At 68.2% G+C, this 21,174-nt stretch carries 27 protein-coding genes, 1 tRNA gene and 1 riboswitch; of the genes, 11 read left to right on the top strand and 17 right to left on the bottom strand.

Going from position 1 to position 21,174, the window contains the following annotated elements; translation table 11 throughout:
• From ACFOY2_RS53765 to ACFOY2_RS53745, 5 genes are all read right to left on the bottom strand, one after another.
• Positions 1–292: ATP-binding cassette domain-containing protein (locus ACFOY2_RS53765; protein ID WP_379535953.1), on the bottom strand; the 292-nt coding region annotated here is incomplete at its 3' end.
• A gap of 485 nt (positions 293–777) precedes the next feature.
• Positions 778–1,200 carry an SHOCT-like domain-containing protein gene (locus ACFOY2_RS53760; protein ID WP_379535952.1) on the bottom strand — a complete coding sequence of 141 codons (423 nt, stop codon included), beginning with the start codon at positions 1,198–1,200 and terminating at the stop codon, positions 778–780.
• 11 nt (positions 1,201–1,211) lie between these two features.
• The gene (locus ACFOY2_RS53755; RefSeq protein ID WP_379535951.1) at positions 1,212–1,391 is read right to left on the bottom strand and encodes a hypothetical protein; all 180 of its coding nucleotides are present in this window, start codon (positions 1,389–1,391) and stop codon (positions 1,212–1,214) included.
• Between the two features lie 77 nt (positions 1,392–1,468).
• Entirely contained in the window at positions 1,469–1,846 is a 378-nt protein-coding gene (locus ACFOY2_RS53750) for a DUF2089 domain-containing protein (protein ID WP_379535950.1), read from the bottom strand.
• Positions 1,847–2,047: 201 nt separating this feature from the next.
• The gene (locus ACFOY2_RS53745; protein WP_379535949.1) at positions 2,048–2,500 is read right to left on the bottom strand and encodes a GNAT family N-acetyltransferase; all 453 of its coding nucleotides are present in this window, start codon (positions 2,498–2,500) and stop codon (positions 2,048–2,050) included.
• Between the two features lie 341 nt (positions 2,501–2,841).
• Here ACFOY2_RS53745 and ACFOY2_RS53740 point away from each other — a divergent pair, with 341 nt between their 5' ends.
• The 3 genes from ACFOY2_RS53740 (at position 2,842) to ACFOY2_RS53730 (ending at position 5,433) form a co-directional block, all read left to right on the top strand.
• Positions 2,842–3,159: a hypothetical protein gene (locus ACFOY2_RS53740; RefSeq protein ID WP_379535948.1), complete on the top strand. Its 318-nt coding sequence runs from the start codon at positions 2,842–2,844 to the stop codon at positions 3,157–3,159.
• Positions 3,160–3,244: 85 nt separating this feature from the next.
• Positions 3,245–3,487: a hypothetical protein gene (locus ACFOY2_RS53735; protein ID WP_379535947.1), complete on the top strand. Its 243-nt coding sequence runs from the start codon at positions 3,245–3,247 to the stop codon at positions 3,485–3,487.
• A gap of 167 nt (positions 3,488–3,654) precedes the next feature.
• On the top strand, positions 3,655–5,433 hold the full coding sequence (locus ACFOY2_RS53730) for an alpha/beta fold hydrolase (RefSeq protein ID WP_379535946.1): 1,779 nt from the start codon (positions 3,655–3,657) through the stop codon (positions 5,431–5,433).
• Between the two features lie 41 nt (positions 5,434–5,474).
• On the opposite strand, the gene ACFOY2_RS53725 is transcribed toward ACFOY2_RS53730, so the two are convergent.
• The 7 genes from ACFOY2_RS53725 to ACFOY2_RS53695 form a co-directional block, all read right to left on the bottom strand.
• On the bottom strand, positions 5,475–5,861 hold the full coding sequence (locus ACFOY2_RS53725) for a tautomerase family protein (RefSeq protein ID WP_379535945.1): 387 nt from the start codon (positions 5,859–5,861) through the stop codon (positions 5,475–5,477).
• Between the two features lie 61 nt (positions 5,862–5,922).
• Positions 5,923–6,522 carry a DUF6879 family protein gene (locus tag ACFOY2_RS53720; protein WP_379535944.1) on the bottom strand — a complete coding sequence of 200 codons (600 nt, stop codon included), beginning with the start codon at positions 6,520–6,522 and terminating at the stop codon, positions 5,923–5,925.
• A gap of 152 nt (positions 6,523–6,674) precedes the next feature.
• Positions 6,675–7,478, bottom strand: coding sequence for a polyphosphate polymerase domain-containing protein (locus tag ACFOY2_RS53715; RefSeq protein ID WP_379535943.1), 804 nt, complete (start codon positions 7,476–7,478; stop codon positions 6,675–6,677).
• The gene (locus ACFOY2_RS53710; RefSeq protein ID WP_379535954.1) at positions 7,478–8,017 is read right to left on the bottom strand and encodes a DUF4956 domain-containing protein; all 540 of its coding nucleotides are present in this window, start codon (positions 8,015–8,017) and stop codon (positions 7,478–7,480) included. Before ACFOY2_RS53710 ends, ACFOY2_RS53715 begins: the two co-directional genes overlap by 1 nt.
• Before the next feature lie 89 nt (positions 8,018–8,106).
• A complete protein-coding gene (locus ACFOY2_RS53705) occupies positions 8,107–8,769 on the bottom strand; it encodes a response regulator transcription factor (protein ID WP_357832120.1) in 663 nt (220 codons plus the stop codon).
• On the bottom strand, positions 8,766–10,163 hold the full coding sequence (locus tag ACFOY2_RS53700) for a sensor histidine kinase (RefSeq protein ID WP_379535942.1): 1,398 nt from the start codon (positions 10,161–10,163) through the stop codon (positions 8,766–8,768). Before ACFOY2_RS53700 ends, ACFOY2_RS53705 begins: the two co-directional genes overlap by 4 nt.
• A gap of 12 nt (positions 10,164–10,175) precedes the next feature.
• Positions 10,176–10,514 (bottom strand): hypothetical protein, encoded by a 339-nt coding sequence (locus ACFOY2_RS53695; protein WP_379535941.1) that lies wholly within the window; start codon positions 10,512–10,514, stop codon positions 10,176–10,178.
• Positions 10,515–10,919: 405 nt separating this feature from the next.
• On the opposite strand from ACFOY2_RS53695, the gene ACFOY2_RS53690 reads away from it, so the two are divergent.
• Genes ACFOY2_RS53690 through ACFOY2_RS53675 form a run of 4 tightly spaced genes read left to right on the top strand, consistent with a single transcriptional unit; the run spans position 10,920 to position 14,461 of the window.
• Positions 10,920–11,567, top strand: coding sequence for an ABC transporter permease (locus ACFOY2_RS53690; RefSeq protein ID WP_379535940.1), 648 nt, complete (start codon positions 10,920–10,922; stop codon positions 11,565–11,567).
• A complete protein-coding gene (locus tag ACFOY2_RS53685; protein ID WP_379535939.1) occupies positions 11,560–12,732 on the top strand; it encodes an ABC transporter ATP-binding protein in 1,173 nt (390 codons plus the stop codon). Before ACFOY2_RS53690 ends, ACFOY2_RS53685 begins: the two co-directional genes overlap by 8 nt.
• Positions 12,729–13,505, top strand: coding sequence for an ABC transporter permease (locus ACFOY2_RS53680; RefSeq protein ID WP_379535938.1), 777 nt, complete (start codon positions 12,729–12,731; stop codon positions 13,503–13,505). The genes ACFOY2_RS53685 and ACFOY2_RS53680 overlap by 4 nt, the downstream gene beginning before the upstream one ends.
• Positions 13,502–14,461 carry a glycine betaine ABC transporter substrate-binding protein gene (locus tag ACFOY2_RS53675; protein ID WP_379535937.1) on the top strand — a complete coding sequence of 320 codons (960 nt, stop codon included), beginning with the start codon at positions 13,502–13,504 and terminating at the stop codon, positions 14,459–14,461. The genes ACFOY2_RS53680 and ACFOY2_RS53675 overlap by 4 nt, the downstream gene beginning before the upstream one ends.
• A 151-nt stretch (positions 14,462–14,612) precedes the next feature.
• On the opposite strand, the gene thiC is transcribed toward ACFOY2_RS53675, so the two are convergent.
• The gene (gene thiC, locus ACFOY2_RS53670; protein WP_379535936.1) at positions 14,613–16,169 is read right to left on the bottom strand and encodes a phosphomethylpyrimidine synthase ThiC; all 1,557 of its coding nucleotides are present in this window, start codon (positions 16,167–16,169) and stop codon (positions 14,613–14,615) included.
• A riboswitch (TPP riboswitch) is annotated at positions 16,162–16,274 on the bottom strand. Its footprint overlaps the gene before it by 8 nt.
• 88 nt (positions 16,275–16,362) lie before the next feature.
• Here thiC and ACFOY2_RS53665 point away from each other — a divergent pair.
• The 3 genes from ACFOY2_RS53665 to ACFOY2_RS53655 all read left to right on the top strand — a co-directional run bounded on the left by ACFOY2_RS53665 (position 16,363) and on the right by ACFOY2_RS53655 (position 18,721).
• Positions 16,363–16,710: a hypothetical protein gene (locus ACFOY2_RS53665; RefSeq protein WP_379535935.1), complete on the top strand. Its 348-nt coding sequence runs from the start codon at positions 16,363–16,365 to the stop codon at positions 16,708–16,710.
• Between the two features lie 12 nt (positions 16,711–16,722).
• Complete coding sequence (locus tag ACFOY2_RS53660) at positions 16,723–17,562, top strand: universal stress protein (RefSeq protein WP_379535934.1); 840 nt, start codon at positions 16,723–16,725, stop codon at positions 17,560–17,562.
• A gap of 118 nt (positions 17,563–17,680) precedes the next feature.
• Complete coding sequence (locus ACFOY2_RS53655; protein ID WP_379535933.1) at positions 17,681–18,721, top strand: cellulose binding domain-containing protein; 1,041 nt, start codon at positions 17,681–17,683, stop codon at positions 18,719–18,721.
• 6 nt (positions 18,722–18,727) lie between these two features.
• Here ACFOY2_RS53655 and ACFOY2_RS53650 read toward each other — a convergent pair whose 3' ends face one another.
• From ACFOY2_RS53650 to ACFOY2_RS53635, 4 genes are all read right to left on the bottom strand, one after another.
• Complete coding sequence (locus ACFOY2_RS53650; RefSeq protein WP_379535932.1) at positions 18,728–19,219, bottom strand: YbaK/prolyl-tRNA synthetase associated domain-containing protein; 492 nt, start codon at positions 19,217–19,219, stop codon at positions 18,728–18,730.
• Complete coding sequence (locus tag ACFOY2_RS53645) at positions 19,209–19,511, bottom strand: ArsR/SmtB family transcription factor (RefSeq protein ID WP_379535931.1); 303 nt, start codon at positions 19,509–19,511, stop codon at positions 19,209–19,211. Before ACFOY2_RS53645 ends, ACFOY2_RS53650 begins: the two co-directional genes overlap by 11 nt.
• A gap of 45 nt (positions 19,512–19,556) precedes the next feature.
• On the bottom strand, positions 19,557–20,225 hold the full coding sequence (locus tag ACFOY2_RS53640) for an AIM24 family protein (protein ID WP_379535930.1): 669 nt from the start codon (positions 20,223–20,225) through the stop codon (positions 19,557–19,559).
• A 159-nt stretch (positions 20,226–20,384) separates the two neighbouring features.
• Positions 20,385–20,771 (bottom strand): response regulator transcription factor, encoded by a 387-nt coding sequence (locus tag ACFOY2_RS53635; protein WP_379535929.1) that lies wholly within the window; start codon positions 20,769–20,771, stop codon positions 20,385–20,387.
• 116 nt (positions 20,772–20,887) lie between these two features.
• Between ACFOY2_RS53635 and ACFOY2_RS53630 the strand changes: the two genes are divergently transcribed.
• A tRNA-Arg gene (locus tag ACFOY2_RS53630) sits at positions 20,888–20,959 on the top strand.
• Positions 20,960–21,174 lie beyond the last annotated feature (215 nt).

Here is a 21,174-nt window from a genome sequence, read left to right as displayed (position 1 = left end):
GGATCTCGTCGACGGCGGCGAACTGCCCGGTGAGGCTGATGGACTCCCGCACGTCCGCCGCCTGCGTGGCGACGTCGAAGCCGTTCACGCGGGCCGTCCCCGCGTCGGCCTTGAGCAGCGTGGACAGGATCTTCACCGCCGTGGTCTTGCCCGCCCCGTTCGAGCCGAGCAGGGCGAAGATGCTGCCCTGCGCCACGGCGAAGTCCACGCCGCGCAGCACCCGCAGCTCCTTGTACGACTTCTGCAGGCCCTGCACGTGGATCACAGGCCCTCGGATCTTGTTGGCTGTCATTCAGATATCCGTTCTGTTTCGTCACGGCTTGTCGCCCGTGACGCGATCGATGGCGTCGGATAGTTCGCAAGAAACGCCTCGGCGAGCCCGTGCAGGTACCGCTGCAGCGCATCGATCGCCGGGTAATAGGTGCGGTTGCGCGCCTTGTCCTGCGTGCGTTCAGGGGAAGTACGCCGCGCATGACCTGTTCGACCCGGATGGAGCCCGAGGCGGTCTTCGCGGTGAGCGCGCCGTGCGCGCGGTCGACGACGATGTCGCCGCCGGCCCAGTAGGTCGCCGGTAGCCTCGCCGATTCGGGGGTATCCGCCGGAGTTCTTGATGAGCCGCAGGCGCCGGGCCTCGCCGCTGCCGGTGTGGAGGGCGACCGGGCCGCGCCGATGAGCGGCTAGAGTTCAGATTGGCAGTTCAACCGTGCTCTGCTGTAGCGGGCGCGACCTCGGGGGGTGTTGCAGCACCCTCCCGGGGCCCGTCCAACCGGACGGCGCCTACTCGCAGAAGACACGCAAGTGGCCATCGGGCATCTCCATCTCCACGATCGTCTCGTCGAGGTGGTCCACGAGCGCCTCGAGCTGTTCGGGCTTGAGCTGCGTCAGGTCGATCGGCATGCCCGACTTGTCCAGTGCGGCGTTGGCCTTGTCCAGTGCCTGCGGCGGGATCAGGGCCGCCAGCTGTACGCCGGCCCGCAGCAGTTGCAGCGGCACCCGCACGTTGAGCCGGAAAGGCTCGCCGTTGTCGAGGAATTCCATCACCACCCGCAGGTACTTCGCCTTGCCCTTCGGCCGGGCGGCGGGACTGGCCGCCGCCGGCGGCTGGTCTCGTTCGAGCGCGGTGATGAGCCGCTCCGCCTCATCTGCGGTGATCTTGCCCTCGGCCAGCATGCCGAGGATGTCCTTACGCTGTTCGTTCATCGAAACCTCTCCTATCGGATGGCTACGAGCACAGCCGTACGGCTGTACTCCATGTCGACCCGGGTGCCGGGCAACGCGCAGATGATGCGCCAGGCGGTGCCGAGTGCCCGCACCGCGCTGAGGCGATATATCAGGCAGGCCACGACCGCCCCCAGGACGGCCAGGACCACGACCGGTGAAAGCACGAGCACGACCGGGACTACTGGAACCCAGACCCGGATGGGCCGGCGATCTGGACGTTTGACCCGTACGGTCACCAACTGCGGCATCACGTCGGCCCCTCCAACTCGGACAATGCCTGCTGCGCGGTGATCTCGCCGCGGCGCAACCGATCGATGACCTCGGCCCGCGACGGCGCCGGGTCGGTTTCGACGAAGTCGAGCATCTGCGCGACCCGGTTCAGCCGTGCCTTGATCGTCGGGTAGCTCACTCCGAAGATCCGTTCCATCTGCTTGATGGAACCGTGGCACCGCACGAACGCCGTGACGAAGACCTGATCCTCGACGCTGAGCTGGGCCAGTTGCGGCAGCTCGAACTCGCCCTCGATCGCGACGCCGCTGCCTGCCAGGCGCACCCGCTCGACGACGAACGGCTGGCCCCGGGTCAGGTTCGTGATTTCCTGCCAGTCCATCGCCTGCTCTGTCATACCTTAAGTTATACCCAGAGAGACTTCAACTTTCAAGAAGTTGATCTTAATTTTCTTAATCCCAGGTCCCCTCGGAGGCTCTGAGGTCGGGTCGCCCGGGGTGTGGTTCTCCCTGGGCGACCCGACCTGAACAGGCGTCTTCGAACTCCCAACGCAGGAAATCGATCTTGAGAGTGAGGCGGGCTCCCGCTTGATTCCCGGTCAGGCGGTAGTGAAGGAAATCCACACGTCCGGGGGAACGTCTTCGGGCTCCTCCGTCCACGCGTCACCGGCGATCTCGGTGGCGACGCGCCGCCAGAACGCGACAGCCGCCGTGTTCGACTCCTGGAAGGCGATCTTCCAAGGACCGGGGTGCCGGGAGATCACCTCCCGCACAACTTCCATCCCGATCCCGGACCGGCGCGCGCCGCGCACCACGAAGAAGCTGTTCAGCACGCGCGCCGGGCCGGACAACGCGCGCACGAACGAGAACCCGACAGGCCGGCCCCCGCTGATGAACAGATAGGCCGCCCAGTCGTCGTCCTCGAACGCCGGGCGTAGCCGGTCGCTGTGATAGGTGGCGTCCGGGCTGGGCAGTCCGCCCTGGAACTCCGCCATGTCGTGGCGGAACATGAGCCAGAGCCGTTCGATGATGGGGCGATCCGCCGCGCTCACGGGCCGCACGGTTGCCTGAAGAGTGGTCATACAAGCAACTTCCGGCCGGAAGCAACATCCGGCCGGAAGGGGTAAAACTAGCACACGGCCTACCTCGCCGAGGATGCCCATCGAGGTGGCGTCACTGACGGTCGTGACCGCACTGGACGTCAAGGAGGTCACGTGCCTACGCCGAGGACCAGCGGCGGGACTCGGCATGGTCGGCACCCCGCATCCGGCCTTGATCGGTATCACCAGGACGACTAACCTGATCGTCCTGCTGCCGGAAGGCGGGCCGAGGCGATCGCGTCACACGACGAACTGCTCGACCACGCCGCCATGGAGTTGGGGACCGACTGACGATGAGCGCGGAAGAGGATTTCAAGCAGGTCGGCGCCGAGCTGGCCGACCTGGGTGTAGGGATCTCCAGGATGATGGGGCGTCCCGCGCTCAAAGATCAGGCGGGGAAGGTGTTCGCGAGCCTGCAGCGCGACGGCGCGATGGTGTTCCGGCTGGTCAGGGACACCCCCGAACACACAGCCGCGCTCCAGCTGGCCGGGGCGTCTCTGTTTGACCCCATGGGGCAGGGCAAGGTGATAAAGGACTGGGTGGTCGTGCCCCACTCCTCGGCCGAGAAATGGACGGATCTGGCCGAGGCCGCCCTCAGCCGCCCACGCTGACCAGTAGGCCACATCGACGGTGCATGCCTGAGTCGGGCAGGACGCGGAGCACGGCGTCGGCGTAGGCGATGGTGGGGCCGCCTTCGTGACGGCGACGTCCAGAACCGACCAGCTGACCTCGCTGACCGAGTTCTCGGCGAATGGTGGCAAACGGGTACGCGACTGGACGGTCCGCGAGTCGTTCACCCCCCTCGCCTTCGACGCCACCGGTCGGGTGCTGATCGGCTGGCAGGGGCCGGGGAAGCTGGTCCGGCTGGACGGCGACCGCCTGACGCTCATCCCGATGCCCGAACTCGCCGCCGAACAGCACCTCCAGGTCGCCTGGTAAGCCCGGCCGAGTGACAACCCAGGGGGACATCCCGAAGCCGGTACGGAGGATGTCCCCCTGGTGGCTACTCGGCCGACGTCGCCAGAGTTGTCGGCATGATGACATCCCGGTGCAGTACCAGGGAAAGGATCTCCAGAGTCCTCGCTGTCGGAGCAGCGCTTGCCGCAATGCTCCTGCCTGCCGTTCCGGCTGCCGCGTCGCAGCCGGCCGTCCCCTCCCACGAGTGCGCGGCGGCGACGGAACGATGCGACGGCACCTTGTCGGTGCCGCTGGACTGGAGCGACCCATCCTCGGAGCGCGTCACCGTCGCCTTCGCCTGGCTCCCGGCGACGAAACGCCCAGGTCGAGCGACCGGCACGATCCTCGCCAACCCCGGCGGGCCGATGGCCGCCCTCCCCGACCTACCGCGTATCCAGCAGGTGCTCGGCCCGGTTCTGGAGGACCAGAACCTCCTGGTGGTCGAGCCTCGCGGGCTGGGCACATCGTCCCCCCTGCTGTGTCCGGGACTGAACCTCACCGCCCCGGAGACGATCGCGCCCTGCGCCGAACGCCTCGGCCCGCGCGTCCAGTTCTTCACCGCCGACCAGGCCGTGCACGACATGGACGCGGTACGCCAGGCGCTGGGCGTCCCGAAGATCACTTTCTACGGCAACTCCTACGGCACCCTCTTCGCCCAGGCGTACGCGGCCGCGCACCCCAGCAGTCTCGCCGCCGCGTTCCTGGACAGTACCGTGATCACCTCGGCCGACGGATACGCGCTGTGGCCGAACCGCTCACGCCTGGATCAGCTCGATCTGGTGTGCGGACAGTCGCGGGCCTGCCGCGCCCTGCCCGGCCGGGCGAGCGGCACCTGGACGGACCTGGTGACCCGGCTGCGCGCACATCCTGACCCGAAGGTGCCGATCTCCGCGCTCACCATGGTGAACAACGTCTACGACCCGGTCTTCGGCAGGGAAGCCAACGCCGCGGCCACGGCCTATCTCCGCGGCGACCCCGCACCGCTGCGACGGCTGACCCAAGTGGTGCCCGGTCTGCCGCAGCAACCGGCGGAGGGCCCGGAGTGGGCCGGGTTCCTGGCCTACCGCTGTGGCGACGGGTCTTTCCCCTTCGACCGGGACGCCTCACCCGCCGAACGGCAGGCCCAGTTGCAGCGTCACTTCCTTCAGGAACGGCCGCTGGCGCCCTACACACCGGCCGATCTGGGCCGTGACATCACCAAGGATCTCGACTTCTGCGTCCAGTGGCCCACCCCCCGGCACAGCCCTCCCCTGCCTCCACGGGCGAAGCTGCCCAGCGTGCCGATCATGGTGGTCGGCGGCGACTTCGACACGCAGAGCCCGGCTGAGGTGGCCCGCGCGCTTCGGGCTTTCCCGAAGGCCACGTTCGTCCGGGTTCCGTTCGCGGGGCACAGCCTCGCGCCGGCGTCGGGGGAGATGGGCGATTGCGTCCGCACGGCCATGCGGTCGTTCCTGACCAACCACCAGATTCCGGATGTGCGGTGCACAGCGGAGAACTACCGCGCCATCGGCAGCTTCCCCCGCACGATCAGCGACATACCGCCGATAGCCGCAACCGGACTCTCCCCGGAGCAGCGGCGCCTGCTCGCGGTCACCTTCGCCACCTCGGCCGACGCCGTCGCCCGCCGCAACCCCTATTCGACGCCCACCCACAGTCGGCTCGACACCCAGCCGGGGCTACGAGGCGGCCAGGTCCGTTTCGGCGACGCGACAATCACGCTGGAACAGGTGAGTCTCGTGCGCGGCCTCAAGGTCAGCGGACAGATCGCAATCCCCTCCACCAGGCAGGCGGCGGCCACGCTCCAGGTCTCCACAGGCGACGGGCAACCGCATCGGATCAAACTGGAATGGCAGCCCTTCACTCCGCACGAGCGGCCGGCCCTGTCCGGCGTCGTGGACGACACGCCGTTCATCTACCCCGCCACGTGATCCGGCGAAAGGCCCCACCTACCGGTGCCGGGTGGGGTCTTTCACACGTTGACAGGGTAGTTGAGCGACAGCTCATCCGCCGGAACGCCCCGGATTCCCCAGTTCGCTTTGGGCATCTCGACAATGGCGAGTTCGATGTCATCGACGGGCAGGCCGAGGCCCGGTGCCAGCCGCTCGTACACGGTACGGATCAGCTCACGCTTGGCGTCGTCGGAACGACCCGTGAAGCACAGGACCTCGATGATCAGATAGCGGTCACTTCGTTGTGGGCAGATCATGTCCTCGGGGTCGAGCAGCAAGAAGCGGTGGAACCGCTTGTCCGACGGCAGCTTCCACGCCGATCCCAGACACTCCTGCAGCAGATCGGAGATCCTCCGCTGCTTCCCAGCCCATACATCGCGCCGACCATAGACCTTGATCTGAGCCATCTGCCCATTCTGCACCGTACCGCCCGAGTTGGCCCCCTCCCAGGTACCCCCTCCAATGGGCTCAGACGGTAGCCCTGGGGGCGGGGAGGGGTGCGATTTCGCGTTCGTAGTAGGCGCGGAAGTCCTCGCCGGCCGTGAAGAGCTTGTCCAGGTCGCCCCGGCAGGCCGCGATCACCTCGGGGTCGTCGATGCGCCGGGCGCCGTTGTGGGTGCCCAAGGCGTCGTACGTCACCTCGTACATCACCGTGGACCCGAGCACGACGAGTTCCGGGAGCCGCCGGTCGATCTCGAGGTCGGCCACGTGCTGGGCGTCGAGGACCCGCACCTGCTCTGACGTCCCCGTCCGCGCTGCCAGAACGTGCATCTCCCACTGCACGTAGGGCGTGACGGGCTGCTCGACGATGCGGATGCGTCTGCGTGCGAAGTTCTCGGGACGGCGCTCGCGCGTCGCTCCTCGTTCGTCGTCGATGAGCCGCAGGGAGCGGGCCCAGTCGCCCTGCATCATCGCGACCCAGCTCGGCTCCCCGGCCTCGCAAAAGCTCTGGATGCGCTCCAACGTCCAGAGCATGTCGTCAATGTTCCGGAAATTGGGCCAAAAGTCGTCTAGATAATCGTCCGCACTAAGCGTGGCGCCCGTAATCTCATGAATGCGCTCAAGCATAAGGAACACCCGTCCGGCAGCAGCCGCTCGCAGGTCAGACCCCCTGACTACCAGCCCTCATAGGCCCCGGCAAGCATGAATCGCGGACATTCTCATTTGCCTACCAGGAAATCTCCTGAAGCTCCCCCAATCCCACCGTAATCAGTCGCGGATCAGGCCGCTCGCAGGCCGACCTCGGCGCGTTCGGCGGGGCGGCGGCTCGTGAGGTAGCCCCGCAGGGCTGGCCGCCAGCGGTTGCCGGGCAGGTTGTGCAGGGCCGCGACCGCCAGGCAGTACTTGCTCACGCTCACCGGCCGCGCCCCCAGGTCGCGCAGCACCCGGTCCACCACGGCCCTGCCGTCCGCCGATTTCGACTCCAGCAGCACCAGGTCGCGGCGGGCGGGCGCGCTGCCCCAGCCGTCGCGGCAGACGAGCCCCGTGTCGCAGGTGAGCCGGGCCGAGCCGGACCCGTCGACGAGCGTGACCCGCCGGTAGTCGGTGGCCAGCACCGGCTCCAGCGTCTCCGGCGCGATCAGCCGCAGCTCGCCGAGCAGGGTGTCGCGCACGAAGTCCAGCGCCTGCGGGGTGAGCTCCCACGGGGGCGCGTCATCGTAGGGGATGCGGTGTTTGTCGGTGCTGCCGCGCGCGCCGCTGAGCTTGACCTCCAGCCACCGCCCGCCCCCGTCCAGATAGGTCCGCGTCCGCACCTTGAACCTGCGCCGCCGTCCCTGCCGATGGTGCCGGAAGGTGAGCAGGTCAGGCGTGTCGAAATAGGTGGAGGTGTAGCGGAACTGCCGCCTGGCCCCGATCCGCAACACCGAGAACCGGTCCCCCAGCTCGGCCGCCAGCCGCGCCATGACCGAGGCCGTCACGATGTACTTGTTGTCCACCCGGCTCATCAGCTCGGGCACGTCCTCCAGCCCGATCGGCCGCGCCGCGGCGGCGACCCCGGCGAGCAGCACGTCCGCGTCCGTCATCAGCGCACCCCCGCCCGTGCGGCCGGCACCACGTACCGGACGTCCACCACCGTCACGTCCCGCACGTAGTCGACCTGGGTGACCACGCAGTGCAGCACCCGCGCCCGCAACCGGTTCTCCAGATCCACCCGCAGCAGGTCGGGATCGGCGTGCACGACGTCCAGGGTGACGAGCTGGTGCCGGGTACGGCCGAGCAGCGTGGGATGGTCGGCGACGTACATCACCGCGAGCAGCACCCCGTTCAGTGCCAGCGCCGTCAGCGGCCACGCCGACGCGATGCCGTTGACCAGCCCGAGCACGAGCGCGATGAAGTAGTACGCGATCTCCTGCTGGGTGATCTCGCTGGAGCGCAGCCGGATGATCGACAGGACGCCGAACAGGCCGAACCCGACGGCGATGTCCACCCGCTGCACGAGCAGCAGCGACACCACGGCGAAGATCCCCACGTTCAACGCGATGTAGGCGAACAGCAGGTCACGCCGGTGGTGTCGCCGATAGTAGAGGCCGTAGGCGAGCACGACGATCGCCACGAGGTCCATCAGCAGTCCGGGTATCACAGTCGCTCCTTCCGCGGTGCCGTTCCATGAACAGCCTCCAAGCACCGCGTGAAGCGATCATGAGCTGTCGATTAGGCGGCTTTCATGCGGTATCCGGTGCCGCGCACGGTCTCGATCCGGTCCGCGCCGATCTTGCGGCGCAGGTAGCGGACGTAGACGTCCACGACGTTCGAGCCGGGGTCGAAGTCGAACCCCCACACGTGGCTGAGGAGCTGCTCACGGGTCAGGACCTGGTCGGGGTGCCGGCAGAAGATCTCCGCCAGCGCGAACTCCCTGGTCGACAGGTCCACGGCCCGCTCTCCGACGTAGACCCGCCTGGTACGCAGGTCGAGCGACAGGTCCGACACCCGCAGCACGGTCACCTCGGGCGCACGGTCGGCGCGCAGCCGCAGCCGCACCCTGGCCAGGAGCTCTTCGAAGGCGAACGGCTTGGCGATGTAGTCGTCGGCGCCGCCTTCCAGCCCCGCCACGGTGTCGCTGACGCTGTCGCGCGCGGTCAGGATGATGACCGGCATGGTGACCCTGGCCTCACGCAGCCGCCGCAGCACGGTGAACCCGTCGCTCAGCGGCAGCCCGATGTCCAGGATGAGCAGGTCGAATCCGCCCGCGCAGGCCAGGTCGTAGGCCGCCGCCCCGTCGCCGACGATGGCGGTCACGAAGCCGTTGGCGCGCAGCCCCTTCTCCACGAAGGAGGCGATCCTGGCTTCGTCCTCGGCGATCAGAATGCGGTTCACCGTACCTCCCACGGTTCGCGCAGCGGGAGAGACATGACAAAACAGGCCCCGCCGCCCGGAGCCTCGGTAACCTTCACATTGCCTCCATGAGCTTCGGCGATGGACTTGACGATGGCCAGCCCCAGACCGGCCCCGTCGTGAGCGCCGGTACGGCCCGCGCCGCGCACGAACCGTCCGAAGATCCGTTCCCGTTCGGCGGGCGCCACGCCTGGGCCGCTGTCGCGTACCCACAGCTCGACCCGCCCGTCGCGCACGGCCGAGCCGACCGCGATCAGGTCGCCGTCCACGGTGTGCCGCACGGCGTTCGCGATGAGCTGCATGAGCGCCTGCGTGAGCCGCTGGCGATCCGCCGGCAGGCGCGCCTCGGCGACCTCGTCCACCCGCCATCGGCGCTCGCCCAGCGCGCGGGCCTTGGCGACCACGCTCACGGTGAGGTCGGCCAGCTCGACGTTGTCCAGGGCGAGGAACCCCGGCTGTTCGGCCTTGGCCAGGGTGAGGAGGTCGTCGACGATGCGGTTCATCCGGTCGAGCTCGTCGGTGACCAGGGCGAGGGTCTCGGCGCGGTCGGCGGGATCGTCGCCCATGAGTTCCAGGTGGCCGCGGATGACGGTGATCGGCGTGCGCAGCTCGTGTCCGGCGTCGTCCACGAAGTGCCGTTGGACGACGAAGGCCCGTTCCAGCCGGTCGAGCATGTGGTTGAACGTCGCGGCGAGCGCGGCCACGTCGTCGTCGCCCGGCACGTCGAGTCTGCGGGTGAGATCGGTGGAGTCGCTGATCTGCTCCGCGGTCTGGCTGACCAGCCGGACCGGCGCGAGCACCCGCCCGGCCACGAACCAGCCGGCCGCTCCCGCCAGCGCCATCGCCGCCAGCGCCGAGAGCCCGAGCACCCGCACGGCGTCCACGATCTCGTCGCGGTGCTGGTCGTAGAAGACGGCGACGACGAAGTGGCCGGGGCGCGGGTCGCCCGACACGGTGACGGGGATGACCGCGTACCGGACCGTTCCCCGGCTGCTCTCGACCGTGCCGTCATAGGGTTGCCTGGCCCCGGCCATCCGCGTGACCAGCGCCTCGTCGGTGTCGATGCGGACGGGCGGCGGGACCGCCGTGACCCTGTGGGCCTTGCCGCCGACGATGCTGAAGAAGGTCTCCCAGCGGTCGGGCGAGTTGAGCGCCAGGTATCCGGTGAGCAGGTCGTCGACGTCGGACACCGGGTCGCGGGCGCGCTCGCGGGAGTACAGCCGCAGTTTCTCCGCCTCGTTGCTGAGTTCGAGGTTCACCCGGTCGTCGAGCCGGGCGAGCAGGACCGTCCAGGTCGCGAAGATCGAGACGGACAGGGCGAGGCCGACGACGGCGAGCATCCACCCCACGATCCGGGCGCGGGCGCTCACCCGCATGCGGTCACCTGATCAGTCATCGTCACCGTCATCGTCGTCATAGTCGTCGTCGAAGTCGTCGTCATCGTCGCCGCCCGGTCTGGGCGACGGCGGTTTCACCGGCTCGGCCTTCGTCTTGCGCGGCTCGGCGCTCTGTCCGCGCGAGCTCTCGCCGGGGTCGGACTTCGCCGGCGCCGCGGACGCGTGGTCGCCGCTCCGCGCCGGTGACGAGGAGGGGGACGCCGTCGGCGAAACCACAACAGCCTTCCCCAAATCGGGCTCGTCCGCGGCCGCCCGCACCAGCCCGATCGACAGGTAGCCGCCCACCCCGATCCCCAGCACCACGAGGACCATCGCTGCCCGCTGTTTCATGTGGTTGACCTTGGCTCCCTTCGAGGAGACCACGCTGAAGCCCCGATGAGAAACCTCTCATCTGATCATGGCTTCGCGCACGGTTTACTCGATCCCAGGGGCGTTTGACATCGCCGGGTTGATCACGGTAAAGGGCGGTATTTCGCGGTTCGCGGCAGGCCGTGGGCGGGTCAATTTCGCCGTCCCACGAAAGCGCCGTTTCTTGCGCTGACGCTGGCGATTCGGCACCTTCGTTGGGCACGACCTGCACCGATGAAAACCCGGACTTTGCCACGAGCAGTCATTTGGGACGCTAGTCTCAAGGACCAACAAAACGGAAGGAAACGACCGCCCCAGCCCAAACACCTGGGATAGAAGTGACAGATGTGGCGTTTGGGGCGTGAAATCACGGTTATGACCCAAGGGATGAGTCTGTGGGAGTACATCGAGGATCGGTGGGATCTCATCGTCTTCGAGGCGGTGCAGCATGCCAGCATGGTCGCGCAATGCGTCCTGGTGGCCGCGCTGCTCGGAGTCCTCATCGGAGTAGCCACCTACCGCCACCCGAAATCGGCGACCCTGGCCACGGCCGGAGCCGGCGTGCTGTTCACGATCCCGTCGCTGGCCATGCTGGGCCTGCTCATCCCGCCGTTCGGCCTCGGCGTGGCCCCGAGCGTGACGGCCCTCGTCCTGTACGCCCTGCTCCCGATCATCCGTAACACCGTCGTGGGCCTGCGCGGCGTCGACCCGATGCTGGTGGACGCGGCCAAAGGGATCGGCATGGGCCGGACCAGGTCGCTGACCAGGATCGAACTGCCGCTGGCCTGGCCGGTGATCCTCACGGGGATCCGCGTGGCCACACAGCTCGCCATGGGCATCGGAGCCGTGGCCGCCTACGTCTCCGGTCCCGGGCTGGGCGAGCAGATCTTCTCGGGACTGGCCAGGCTGGGCGGCGCGAACGCGGTCAACGCGACACTGACAGGGACACTCGGGATCGCGATCCTGGCCCTGATCTTCGACGGTTTCTTCGTGCTGCTCGGGCGGCTCACGATTCCAGGAGGCGTACGTGGCTGAAGAACCCCAGCACGGGGTGCCGATCGAGCTGCGCAAGGTGACCAAGGCGTTCCCGGGAACGGGCGCGCCGGCCGTGCGGGAGCTGGACCTGAACATCGCGGCCGGTGAGATCGTCGTGCTGCTCGGCCCGTCCGGGTGCGGCAAGACGACCACCATGCGCATGATCAACCGGCTGATCGAGCCCACCTCGGGCGACATCATGATCGGCGGGGAGAACTCCCGCGACATCGACCCCGACCGCCTGAGGCGGCACATCGGGTACGTGATCCAGCAGGCGGGCCTGTTCCCCCACATGACCGTGGCCGCGAACATCGCCCAGGTGCCCAAGCTGCTCGGCTGGGACAAACAGCGGATCTCCGACCGCGTGGACGAACTGCTCACGCTGGTGGGCCTGGAGCCGGCCACGTTCCGCGACAGCTACCCCAGGAAGCTCTCCGGCGGACAGCAGCAGCGCGTCGGCGTGGCCAGGGCGCTGGCCGCCGACCCGCCGGTGCTGCTCATGGACGAGCCGTTCGGCGCGCTCGACCCCATCACCCGCGAACGCCTGCAGGACGAACTCCTCGGGCTCCAGGACGACCTGGCCAAGACCATCGTCTTCGTCACCCACGACGTGGACGAGGCGCTCAAGCTGGGCGACCACATCGCGGTCATGCAGCGTCCCGGGCACATCGTGCAGTACGCCACCCCGGCCGAGATCCTCACCAACCCCGCCGACGACTACGTCGAGCAGTTCCTGGGCGGCGGCTCCTCGATGCGCCTGCTGCGCCTGACCAAGGTCGGCGACATCGACCTGGACCAGGTGCCGTACACCACCGAGGACGCCGACGCGCCGGGGGTGCTGAAGGAGATCGAGCGGGACGGCCGAGGCTACGCGCTCGTCCTGGACGGCATGCGCAGACCGCTGCGGTGGGTGACGCAGAGCGACCTCGAAGGGCGGCAAGGCCCCGTCGGGGAGGCGGGCGACCCGGTGGGCGGCACGATCAGCCATCGAATGACGCTGCAGGACGCCATGGAGGCGCTGCTCAACGCCGACAACGACAACGTCCCCGTGGTGGGCAGGCGCCGCGCCTACGCGGGCGCGCTGTCGCTGAGCACGCTGCAGTCCGCGATCCAGTCGATCAAGGCCAGGGAGCGCGAACGCCGGACGAGGCGGAATCTCGCATGAGCGTCGAAGCCGCCGCCGCCCAGCAGGCCACGACGCCGGAGGCGGGCATCGGGCGCTCCTGGCGCATGCTGCTGCCTCCGCTCGCCTACATCGCGATCGCCGTCGCGATGGTCGTCTACACGCAGAACACCACGCTGGACGGCCTCGAACGCGGCTCACTCGACCTGCCGTTCATCCTGCGGCGCACGTGGGAGCACGTGGAGCTGGTGTTCTTCTCGACCGTCCTGGTGCTGGTGGTGGCGCTGCCGCTGGGCATCATGCTGACCAGGGGCACCCTGCGCCGGGCGACGCCGCTCGTGCTGGCCGTGGTGAACCTGGGCCAGGCCACCCCGGCGGTGGGGCTGGTCGTGCTGCTGGCGGTGCTGTTCCAGATCGGGTTCTGGACCTCGGTCGCGGCCCTGTTCGCCTACAGTCTGCTGCCCACGCTGCGCAACACGATGGTGGGGCTCCAACAGGTGGACCCACGGCTGGTGGACGCCGGGCGCGGCATCGGCCTGTCCGCCGCCGGAGTGCTGTTCAAGGTGGAGCTGCCGATGGCCGCGCCGGTGATCCTGTCGGGCATCAGGACGACCCTGGTGCTGAACGTGGGCTCGGCCAGCATCGCGGCGTTCATCGGAGCGGGCGGCCTCGGCGACCTGATCACCACGGGCGTGAGCACGCAGCGCAACCTGGTGCTGGTCACCGGGTGCGTGCTGATCGCCGTACTGGCCTTGCTCATCGACTGGCTGGGAGGGCTCGCGCAGCGGTTCCTGGCGCCCAAGGGGTTGTCTTGAGAGTCCTCATTGCCGTGTCGCTGATGGTGGCGGTGGTGACCGGATGCGGGTTGCGGCCCGCGTCGTCCTTCGTGCCGCCAGTAGAGTCGGGCTCCATTCAGCCGGTGCCCTCCCTGGAGGGGACGCAGGTGCGGGTGACCTCGAAGGAGTTCACCGAGCAGCTCGTGCTCGGCAAGATCGCGGTACTGGCCCTCGCAGCGGCCGGAGCCGACGTGGTCGACCAGACGAACGTCCAGGGCAGCGTGAACGCCCGCGCCTCCATGACCCGCGGCGACGCCAACCTGATGTGGGAGTACACCGGCACCGGCTGGATCACCTACCTGGGCAACGAGAAGCCGATCCCGGACGCCAAGCAGCAGTACGAGGCCGTACGCGATCTCGACCTGAGCCGCAACGGCATCTCCTGGCTGCCGCCCGCGCCGCTGAACAACACCTACGCGATGGGCGTGACCCGTGCCACGGCCGAGAAGTACGGGCTGAAGACGCTCTCGGACATGAAGAAGATCCCGGTGGCGGAGCGTACGTACTGCGTCGACCACGAGGCCTTCGGCCGCGACGACGGCTTCATGGGCATGCTGAAGGGCTACGGGCTCAAGTGGGGTACCGACGTGCCCCAGGCGAATGCGAAGCGGATGGCGGTCGGCGTCCTCTACAGCGCGCTCACCGGCGGCCAGTGCACCATGGGCTTCCTGACCAAGACCGACGGCCGGGTCAAGGCGCTCGACCTGGTGCTCCTGGAGGACGACAAGCAGTTCTTCCCCATCTACAACGCGACGGTGACGATGCGGCGCCAGCTCGCCGAGGCGCATCCGGAGATCGCGCGGATCTTCGCGCCCATCAGCGCCAAGCTCACCGACGAGGTGATCCGCGATCTGAACGCCAAGGTGGACGTGGACGGCGGCATGCCGGTCCTCGTCGCCCGCGACTGGCTGAGGTCGCAGGGCTTCGTGCGCTGACTGTCTGATGGCAACGCCCGGCCGGGCCCCCGCAGCTGGGTCCCGGCCGGGCCCCCGAACGCGCCGGCGGCCCGGCTCAGGGGATGGCGACACTAGTCACCGGCCGCCACACGATCGGCTCACTTCGAAAGATCTCGAAACGACGGCCGGGTCAGTCGACGTAGACGGTGCCGCCGAGCCGCCTGAACTCGGCCGCCTTCTCCGCCAGCCCTGCCTCGACCGCCTCCTTCCTGATGTCGTGGCTGATCCGCATGGAGCAGAACTTGGGCCCGCACATCGAGCAGAAGTGGGCGGTCTTGGCGGGCGCGGCCGGCAGGGTCTCGTCGTGGAAGGCGCGGGCGGTGTCGGGGTCGAGCGACAGGTCGAACTGGTCCTCCCAGCGGAACTCGAACCGGGCCTCCGACAGCGCGTCGTCCCGCTCCTGCGCCCGAGGGTGACCCTTGGCCAGGTCGGCCGCATGCGCCGCGATCTTGTACGTGATCACGCCGGTCTTGACGTCGTCCCTGTTCGGCAGGCCGAGGTGCTCCTTGGGGGTGACGTAGCAGAGCATGGCCGTGCCGTACCAGCCGATCATGGCGGCGCCGATGCCCGAGGTGATGTGGTCGTATCCGGGGGCGATGTCCGTGACCAGCGGCCCCAGCGTGTAGAACGGGGCGTCGTCGCAGAGCTCGCGCTGCAGGTCGACGTTCTCCTTGATCTTGTGCATGGGCACGTGGCCAGGACCCTCGATCATCACCTGGACGTCGTGGTCGCGCGCGATCGCGGTCAGCTCGCCGAGCGTGCGCAACTCCGCGAACTGGGCCTCGTCGTTGGCGTCGGCGATCGAGCCGGGACGCAGACCGTCGCCGAGCGAGAACGACACGTCGTAGCGGGCCAGGATCTCGCACATCTCGGCGAAGTTCTCATACAGGAAGCTTTCGCGGTGGTGCGCCAGGCACCAGGCGGCCATGATCGAGCCCCCGCGCGAGACGATGCCGGTCTTGCGCCCGGCGGTGAGCGGCACGTACGCCAGCCGCACCCCGGCGTGCACGGTCACGTAGTCGACGCCCTGCTCGCACTGCTCGATCAGGGTGTCGCGGTAGACCTCCCACGACAGGGACTCCGGACGGCCCTTGACCTTCTCCAGCGCCTGGTAGATGGGCACGGTCCCGACCGGCACCGGCGAGTTGCGGATGATCCACTCGCGGGTCTCGTGGATGTCGGGGCCCGTGGACAGGTCCATGATCGTGTCAGCGCCCCAGCGCGTCGCCCAGGTCATCTTCTCGACCTCCTCCTCGATGGAGGACGTCACGGCCGAGTTGCCGATATTGGCGTTGATCTTCACGAGGAAGTCGCGGCCGATGATCATCGGCTCCGACTCGGGGTGGTTGACGTTCGCGGGGATGATGGCCCGGCCCGCCGCCACCTCCTGCCGGACGAACTCGGCGTCCAGCCCCTCGCGCACCGCCACGAACTCCATCTCCTTGGTGACCAGCCCCCTCCTGGCGCAGGCGACCTGCGTGACCGGCTGCCCCGCGGCGCGGCGGTCGCCCACCCACTGCTCACGCAGGCGCGGCAGGCCCTGGTTGACGTCGGTCTCGACGGCGGGATCCGTGTACGGGCCCGACGTGTCGTACAGCGTCACCGCAGAGCCGTCGGACAGCCGCACCTGACGCATCGGCACGCGCAGGTCACCGATGTAGATCTTGGAAAAGCGCGCATCCGTCATCGCGCAAACTCCCTTCGCCGGCATTACCCGGAGCAGGTTCTGGCGGTCGGCGGCTGTCAGCCGTCCTCTCAGCCCGGTCCACACCGGGCTCCCGCGTTGGACGGCGGTGATCGTACCCACCCCGCACCCGGCGCGAAACCCCCGCTCAGGTTTGACGATCGCCCCTGGCGGTACGGAGCAGGTCAGGGGGACTATGAAGAGGATCACCGCTGTCGCAGGACTCGTGGTGATGGCCACGTTCGGCGTGACCGCCGCCTACGGGGACGGGATGCACAAGCACGAAGTCAGCCAGGACCAGTTCGACATCCTGATCGCCCAGTGCCGCTACTCCGCCCTGGGGAAGGCCAAGTGCCGCGCGACGGTCAGGGAGACGTACCGCATCGGCAAAGCCGACCCTTCACTCGACTGCCGGACGTACTCCGGCATCTCCGTCTGCGGCACGCTGACGCTCAGCAAGACCCAGCGTGCGTGCACACGAAACTCCACCGAGCACGGCATCTCCTTCCGCCGGGCCGAGGTGGAGTGCTACGCGCTGGCCTGAGGAGCTGGGATCTTGATCATCGCGGGGGTCGACGGCTCGCGCGCCGGGCTCGACGCCGTCGCCTGGGCGGCCGACGAAGCGGCGCTGCGCCAGACCACGCTGATCGTGGCGCACGCCGTACCCAAATGGGTGTGCGAGCAGACGACCGGCGGCCACTACGCCGAGGTCGGCCAGTGGATGCGCCAAGGCGCCAACACCGTCCTCGCCGCCGCCCAGGACCGCGCCCACCGTGAGCAGCCCGGCGTCACCATCGAGACCGTCCTGCTGCCGGGCGACCCCCGCTCGGCCCTGATCAAGGCGGCCCAAGAGGCCGAACTGCTGGTCGTGGGCAGCCACGGGATCGGCGGCCTGCGCGGGCTGCTGGTCGGCTCCGTCGCGTACGGGGTCGCCACGCACTCCACCACCGACGTCGTCCTGGTCCGCGACCCGCTCCCGGCGCCGCGCGAGGAGGTGGTCATCGGAGTCGACGGCTCCCCCGGGGCCATGCGGGCGCTCGAGTTCGCCTTCGCCGAAGCCGAGCTGCGTGGCGTCCGGCTGCGTGCCGTACACGCCTGGGCATGGCCGCACCCCGGCGGCTTCGAGCCGGCCGACCCCGACCGCGAACAGAACACGCTGCGGACGCTCCAAGAGTTGCTCGCCCCCTACCGCGAGCGGCATCCCCGGGTGGACGCGGTGGTCGAAGTCGTCCACGGGCACCCCGTCGAAGTGCTGAAGGAGGCTGCGGCGCGGGCCGGCCTGCTGGTGATCGGCTCGCGCGGGCACGGGCAGCTCGCGGGGATGCTCATCGGCTCGATCAGCCACGCCATGCTGCACCACGCCCCCGGCCCTCTCGCCGTAATCCGGCGTTTCTGAAAGTTACACGCCGCTCCCGGCGTCCGCGCAGGTCATCGATCCACCCCGGCGCACCTGCTTCCCGCGCTCGGCAGGCCGTCCTTACGATCTGCGCAGACGACGGACGGGAGAGCAAACGATGCGCAGGATCAGCGCCCTGCTGGCGGCGACGGTGGCACTCGTCGCGGCGGTGTTGTTCGCGACCACCACGAACGCCAGCGCCGCCCCCATCAGGATCATGCCCTTGGGCGACTCGATCACCGGATCCCCCGGCTGCTGGCGGGCCCTGCTCTGGAACCGCCTCCAAAGCAGCGGACACACCAACATCGACTTCGTCGGCACCCTCCCGACGCAGGGCTGCGGGGTCGCCCACGACGGGGACAACGAGGGCCACGGGGGCTACCTGGCCACCAACATCGCGAGCCAGAACCTGCTGCCCGGCTGGCTCTCCGCGACCAGGCCCGACATCGTCCTGGTGCACCTGGGCACCAACGACGTGTGGAGCAACATCGCGCCGGCGACGATCCTCAGCTCGTTCACCACGCTGGTCAACCAGATGCGGGCGAGCAACCCCGCCATGAAGATCCTCGTCGCCAAGATCATCCCTATGAACCCGTCCAACTGCGGCGACTGCGGCCAGCGCGCCGTCACCTTCAACAACGCCATCCCCGCCTGGGCCGCCGCCACGACCACACCGCAGTCGCCGATCACGGTCGTGGACCAGTGGACGGGCTTCAACACCGCCACCGACACCTACGACGGGGTGCACCCGAACGCCGCCGGCGACCAGAAGATGTCCGACAAGTGGTACACGCCGTTGGCGTCCGCCCTGTCCGGCAGCAACCCGCCCCAGACCCCCACCCCCACCCCGACGCCTCCTGTGGGGGCCTGCACGGCAACGTACAAGAACACCAGTCAGTGGCAGGGCGGCTTCCAGGGTGAGGTCACCGTCAAGAACACCGGCACCAACGCCATGAACGGCTGGACGGTCGGGTGGACGTTCGCCAACGGGCAGCAGATCACCCAGATCTGGGGCGGGACGCTGAGCGCCAACGGCGGCGCGGTGACGGTGCGGAACGTGGGCTGGAACGGGACGCTCGCGCCCGGGGCGTCGACCACGTTCGGCTTCCTGGCCTCCTGGAACGGCACCAACACCGCCCCGACCCCGACCTGCGCCTGACCTCCGTCAACCGCTGACTATCGGGGCCAGCCGGGGCGAGGCCAGCCGCACGTAGTCATCGGTGGCCAGCGCGACCGAGCGATCGAGCCTGGCGGCGTTGAAATACAGCTCGGGCTGGTCCAGCAGTGACGGATCGGCGACCAGCTCGAGCCGGGGGTCGTAACTGAACGGCAGCACGGTGCCGCTCACGCTCCCGGCCAGTTCCTCGGCCTTCTCCTTGTCGGCGAAGGCGACGTAGGTACCGTCCAAAAGCGCCTTGACCGCCGGCAGATCGAGCCGGGCGTCACCGGGTACCACGGCCAGCACGTGCCGCTTCTGCTTCTTGCCGATCTTCACCATCACGATCAGGCATTTGGCCGCCTGACGGACATCATGCCCGCGCAGGGCGCTGACCAGGTCGGTCTGCCCTTCGGGCGCGTGGTCGATCAACCGGTAACGCGCCCCGCCGGCGTCCAGGTCGGCGATGAGCCGCCCGTACGCGCCCTCATTACCAGTCACTGCTCAGCAGTCCCTTCGCCTCGGCGATCCTGTCCTCGTCGCGCTGGTAGAACACCCACTGCTTGATCTTCTTGCCGCGGATGAGCCGGGCCTTGGCCAGCACCTTGAGATGTTCGCCGCAGGTGGGCTGGCTCACGCCGAGCTTCTCGGCGATGAACAGCGAGCAGACGCCGTCGCGTACGAGATCGCCGTCGCGTTGCGGCGGGAAGTGCCGCTCGGGATCACGCAACCACTCCAGAATCAGCAACCGCTTGTCGTTGGCCAGCGCCTTGAACAGATCTACGTCCAGCACTTAGCCATTATGGCAATTAGCTAATTCTCTTGTCGAATCGAGGGCTCATGAGGAGGAGGTCACCACCGGCGCCCCTTCACTGGCCTGCACCAGCACGAACCCCTGCCCCCTGAACGACAACTGCATGGCCTCCCCGCTCCCCCGCCCGATCAAGGCCCCCACCTTCATCGTCCGGTTGACCCCCACCTGCAGCCCGGTACTCCAGCACACCGCCGACTGCCCGTCAGCATAAGTCGGCATACGCGCGACATCGAGCAGCACCGGCGTGCCGTGCGTGGTCACCGCCACCCACCCCGTCCCGGTGACGGTCGTGTTGAACAGCCCGCCCGCCGCGATCCCGGCCCCCTGCACACGCTGGATGTCCCAGGTGAGCTGCGGCTGGAACGCCAGCAGATTACGCCCGTTGACCGTGATGCCCTCGTTCTCCAGATAGAACAGGTGGATGTCATCGGCGTTGTCCGCCAGATAGAGCAGCCCGTCACCGCGTACGCGCATCAGCGACGCACCCTCACCGGTCATGGCCTTCTTGAACAGTTTCCCCAGGCCGCCCGAACCCTCGTAGTCGAAGTCCATCTGCCCCTGGAAGGCCACCATCGAGCCCTGCTTGGCGAGCACCTCCTGGGGCAGCTGCACCCTGAGCATCTTGGGGTTCTCCAGGGTGAACCCGCCGGCCACCTGCTTGGGGTCGAGGTTGCCGAAGATCGAGCTGCGCACGTTTCACTTCCGATCGCGAGAGGCTGGTGCCGCCAGCGTACGGAACTACACCTGGGCACGCGCATCCTCAATCGACCCCAAAACCCCTTTCGCCCCACTCGCCCGTACCTCGCCAAACGTCGCAGCCCTGAACCCGAACCCCGCCAACACCAGGACGCATCACGCCTGCTCTCCCAAAGCCAGCTCCCTGACCACCTGGATGAGCTCCGCCGGATCGAACGGCTTGGTCAGATAGGCATCAACCCCGATCCCCCGCCCCCGCCGCTTGTCATCATCCTGAGCCCGCGCCGTGATCAGCACCACCTTGATATGACTGGTGGCCTCATCCGTCCGCAGCCTCTCCGCCGTAGTCCACCCGTCCAGACACGGCATCATCACATCCAACGTGATGACATCCGGCATGACGTCGAGCACCTGATCAAGGCAGTCCTGCCCATCGGTGGCGGTCGCGACCTCGAACCCCTCCAGGTTCAGGTTGACCGCAATAAGCTGACGGATGACCTCGTCATCGTCCACGACCAGTACTTTGCCAAGAACCTCGCCCACGGGCGCAAAGTTAACCTGTAGCGGGGTTGTCACGGGCGGTTTTCGCAGGAAGCGTTCGTGGAGCGTTATCCGGTGCCGAGTGGTACCGGGAAGCTGATAGCCTTATCACTCGTCGAGCCCCCTTAGCTCAGGGGATAGAGCACCGGCCTCCGGAGCCGGGTGCGTAGGTTCGAATCCTACAGGGGGCACTCGAGATCTACATCGTAAGATGCGCCAGGACCTGCGGAAACGCAGGTCCTTCTGCGTTCCGGGTGTGCCACCCGCTGCCACCGATAGCAAGCATGTGCCCATGATCACGTACCAGACACTGCGCCTGGCCGAGTAGCCGGGGGCATCGCAGCCCCCGGCCCTCACAGATCCGGACATGACAGTCTCCCGTCATCCGGCTCGTGCCGTCCCTGCT

Source organism: Nonomuraea purpurea (genome assembly GCF_042650645.1).
In the GTDB taxonomy this organism is placed as follows: domain Bacteria; phylum Actinomycetota; class Actinomycetes; order Streptosporangiales; family Streptosporangiaceae; genus Nonomuraea; species Nonomuraea purpurea.
The sequence above is the reverse complement of the archived record's forward strand: the minus strand, read 5'-3'. Positions and strand labels throughout refer to the sequence as shown.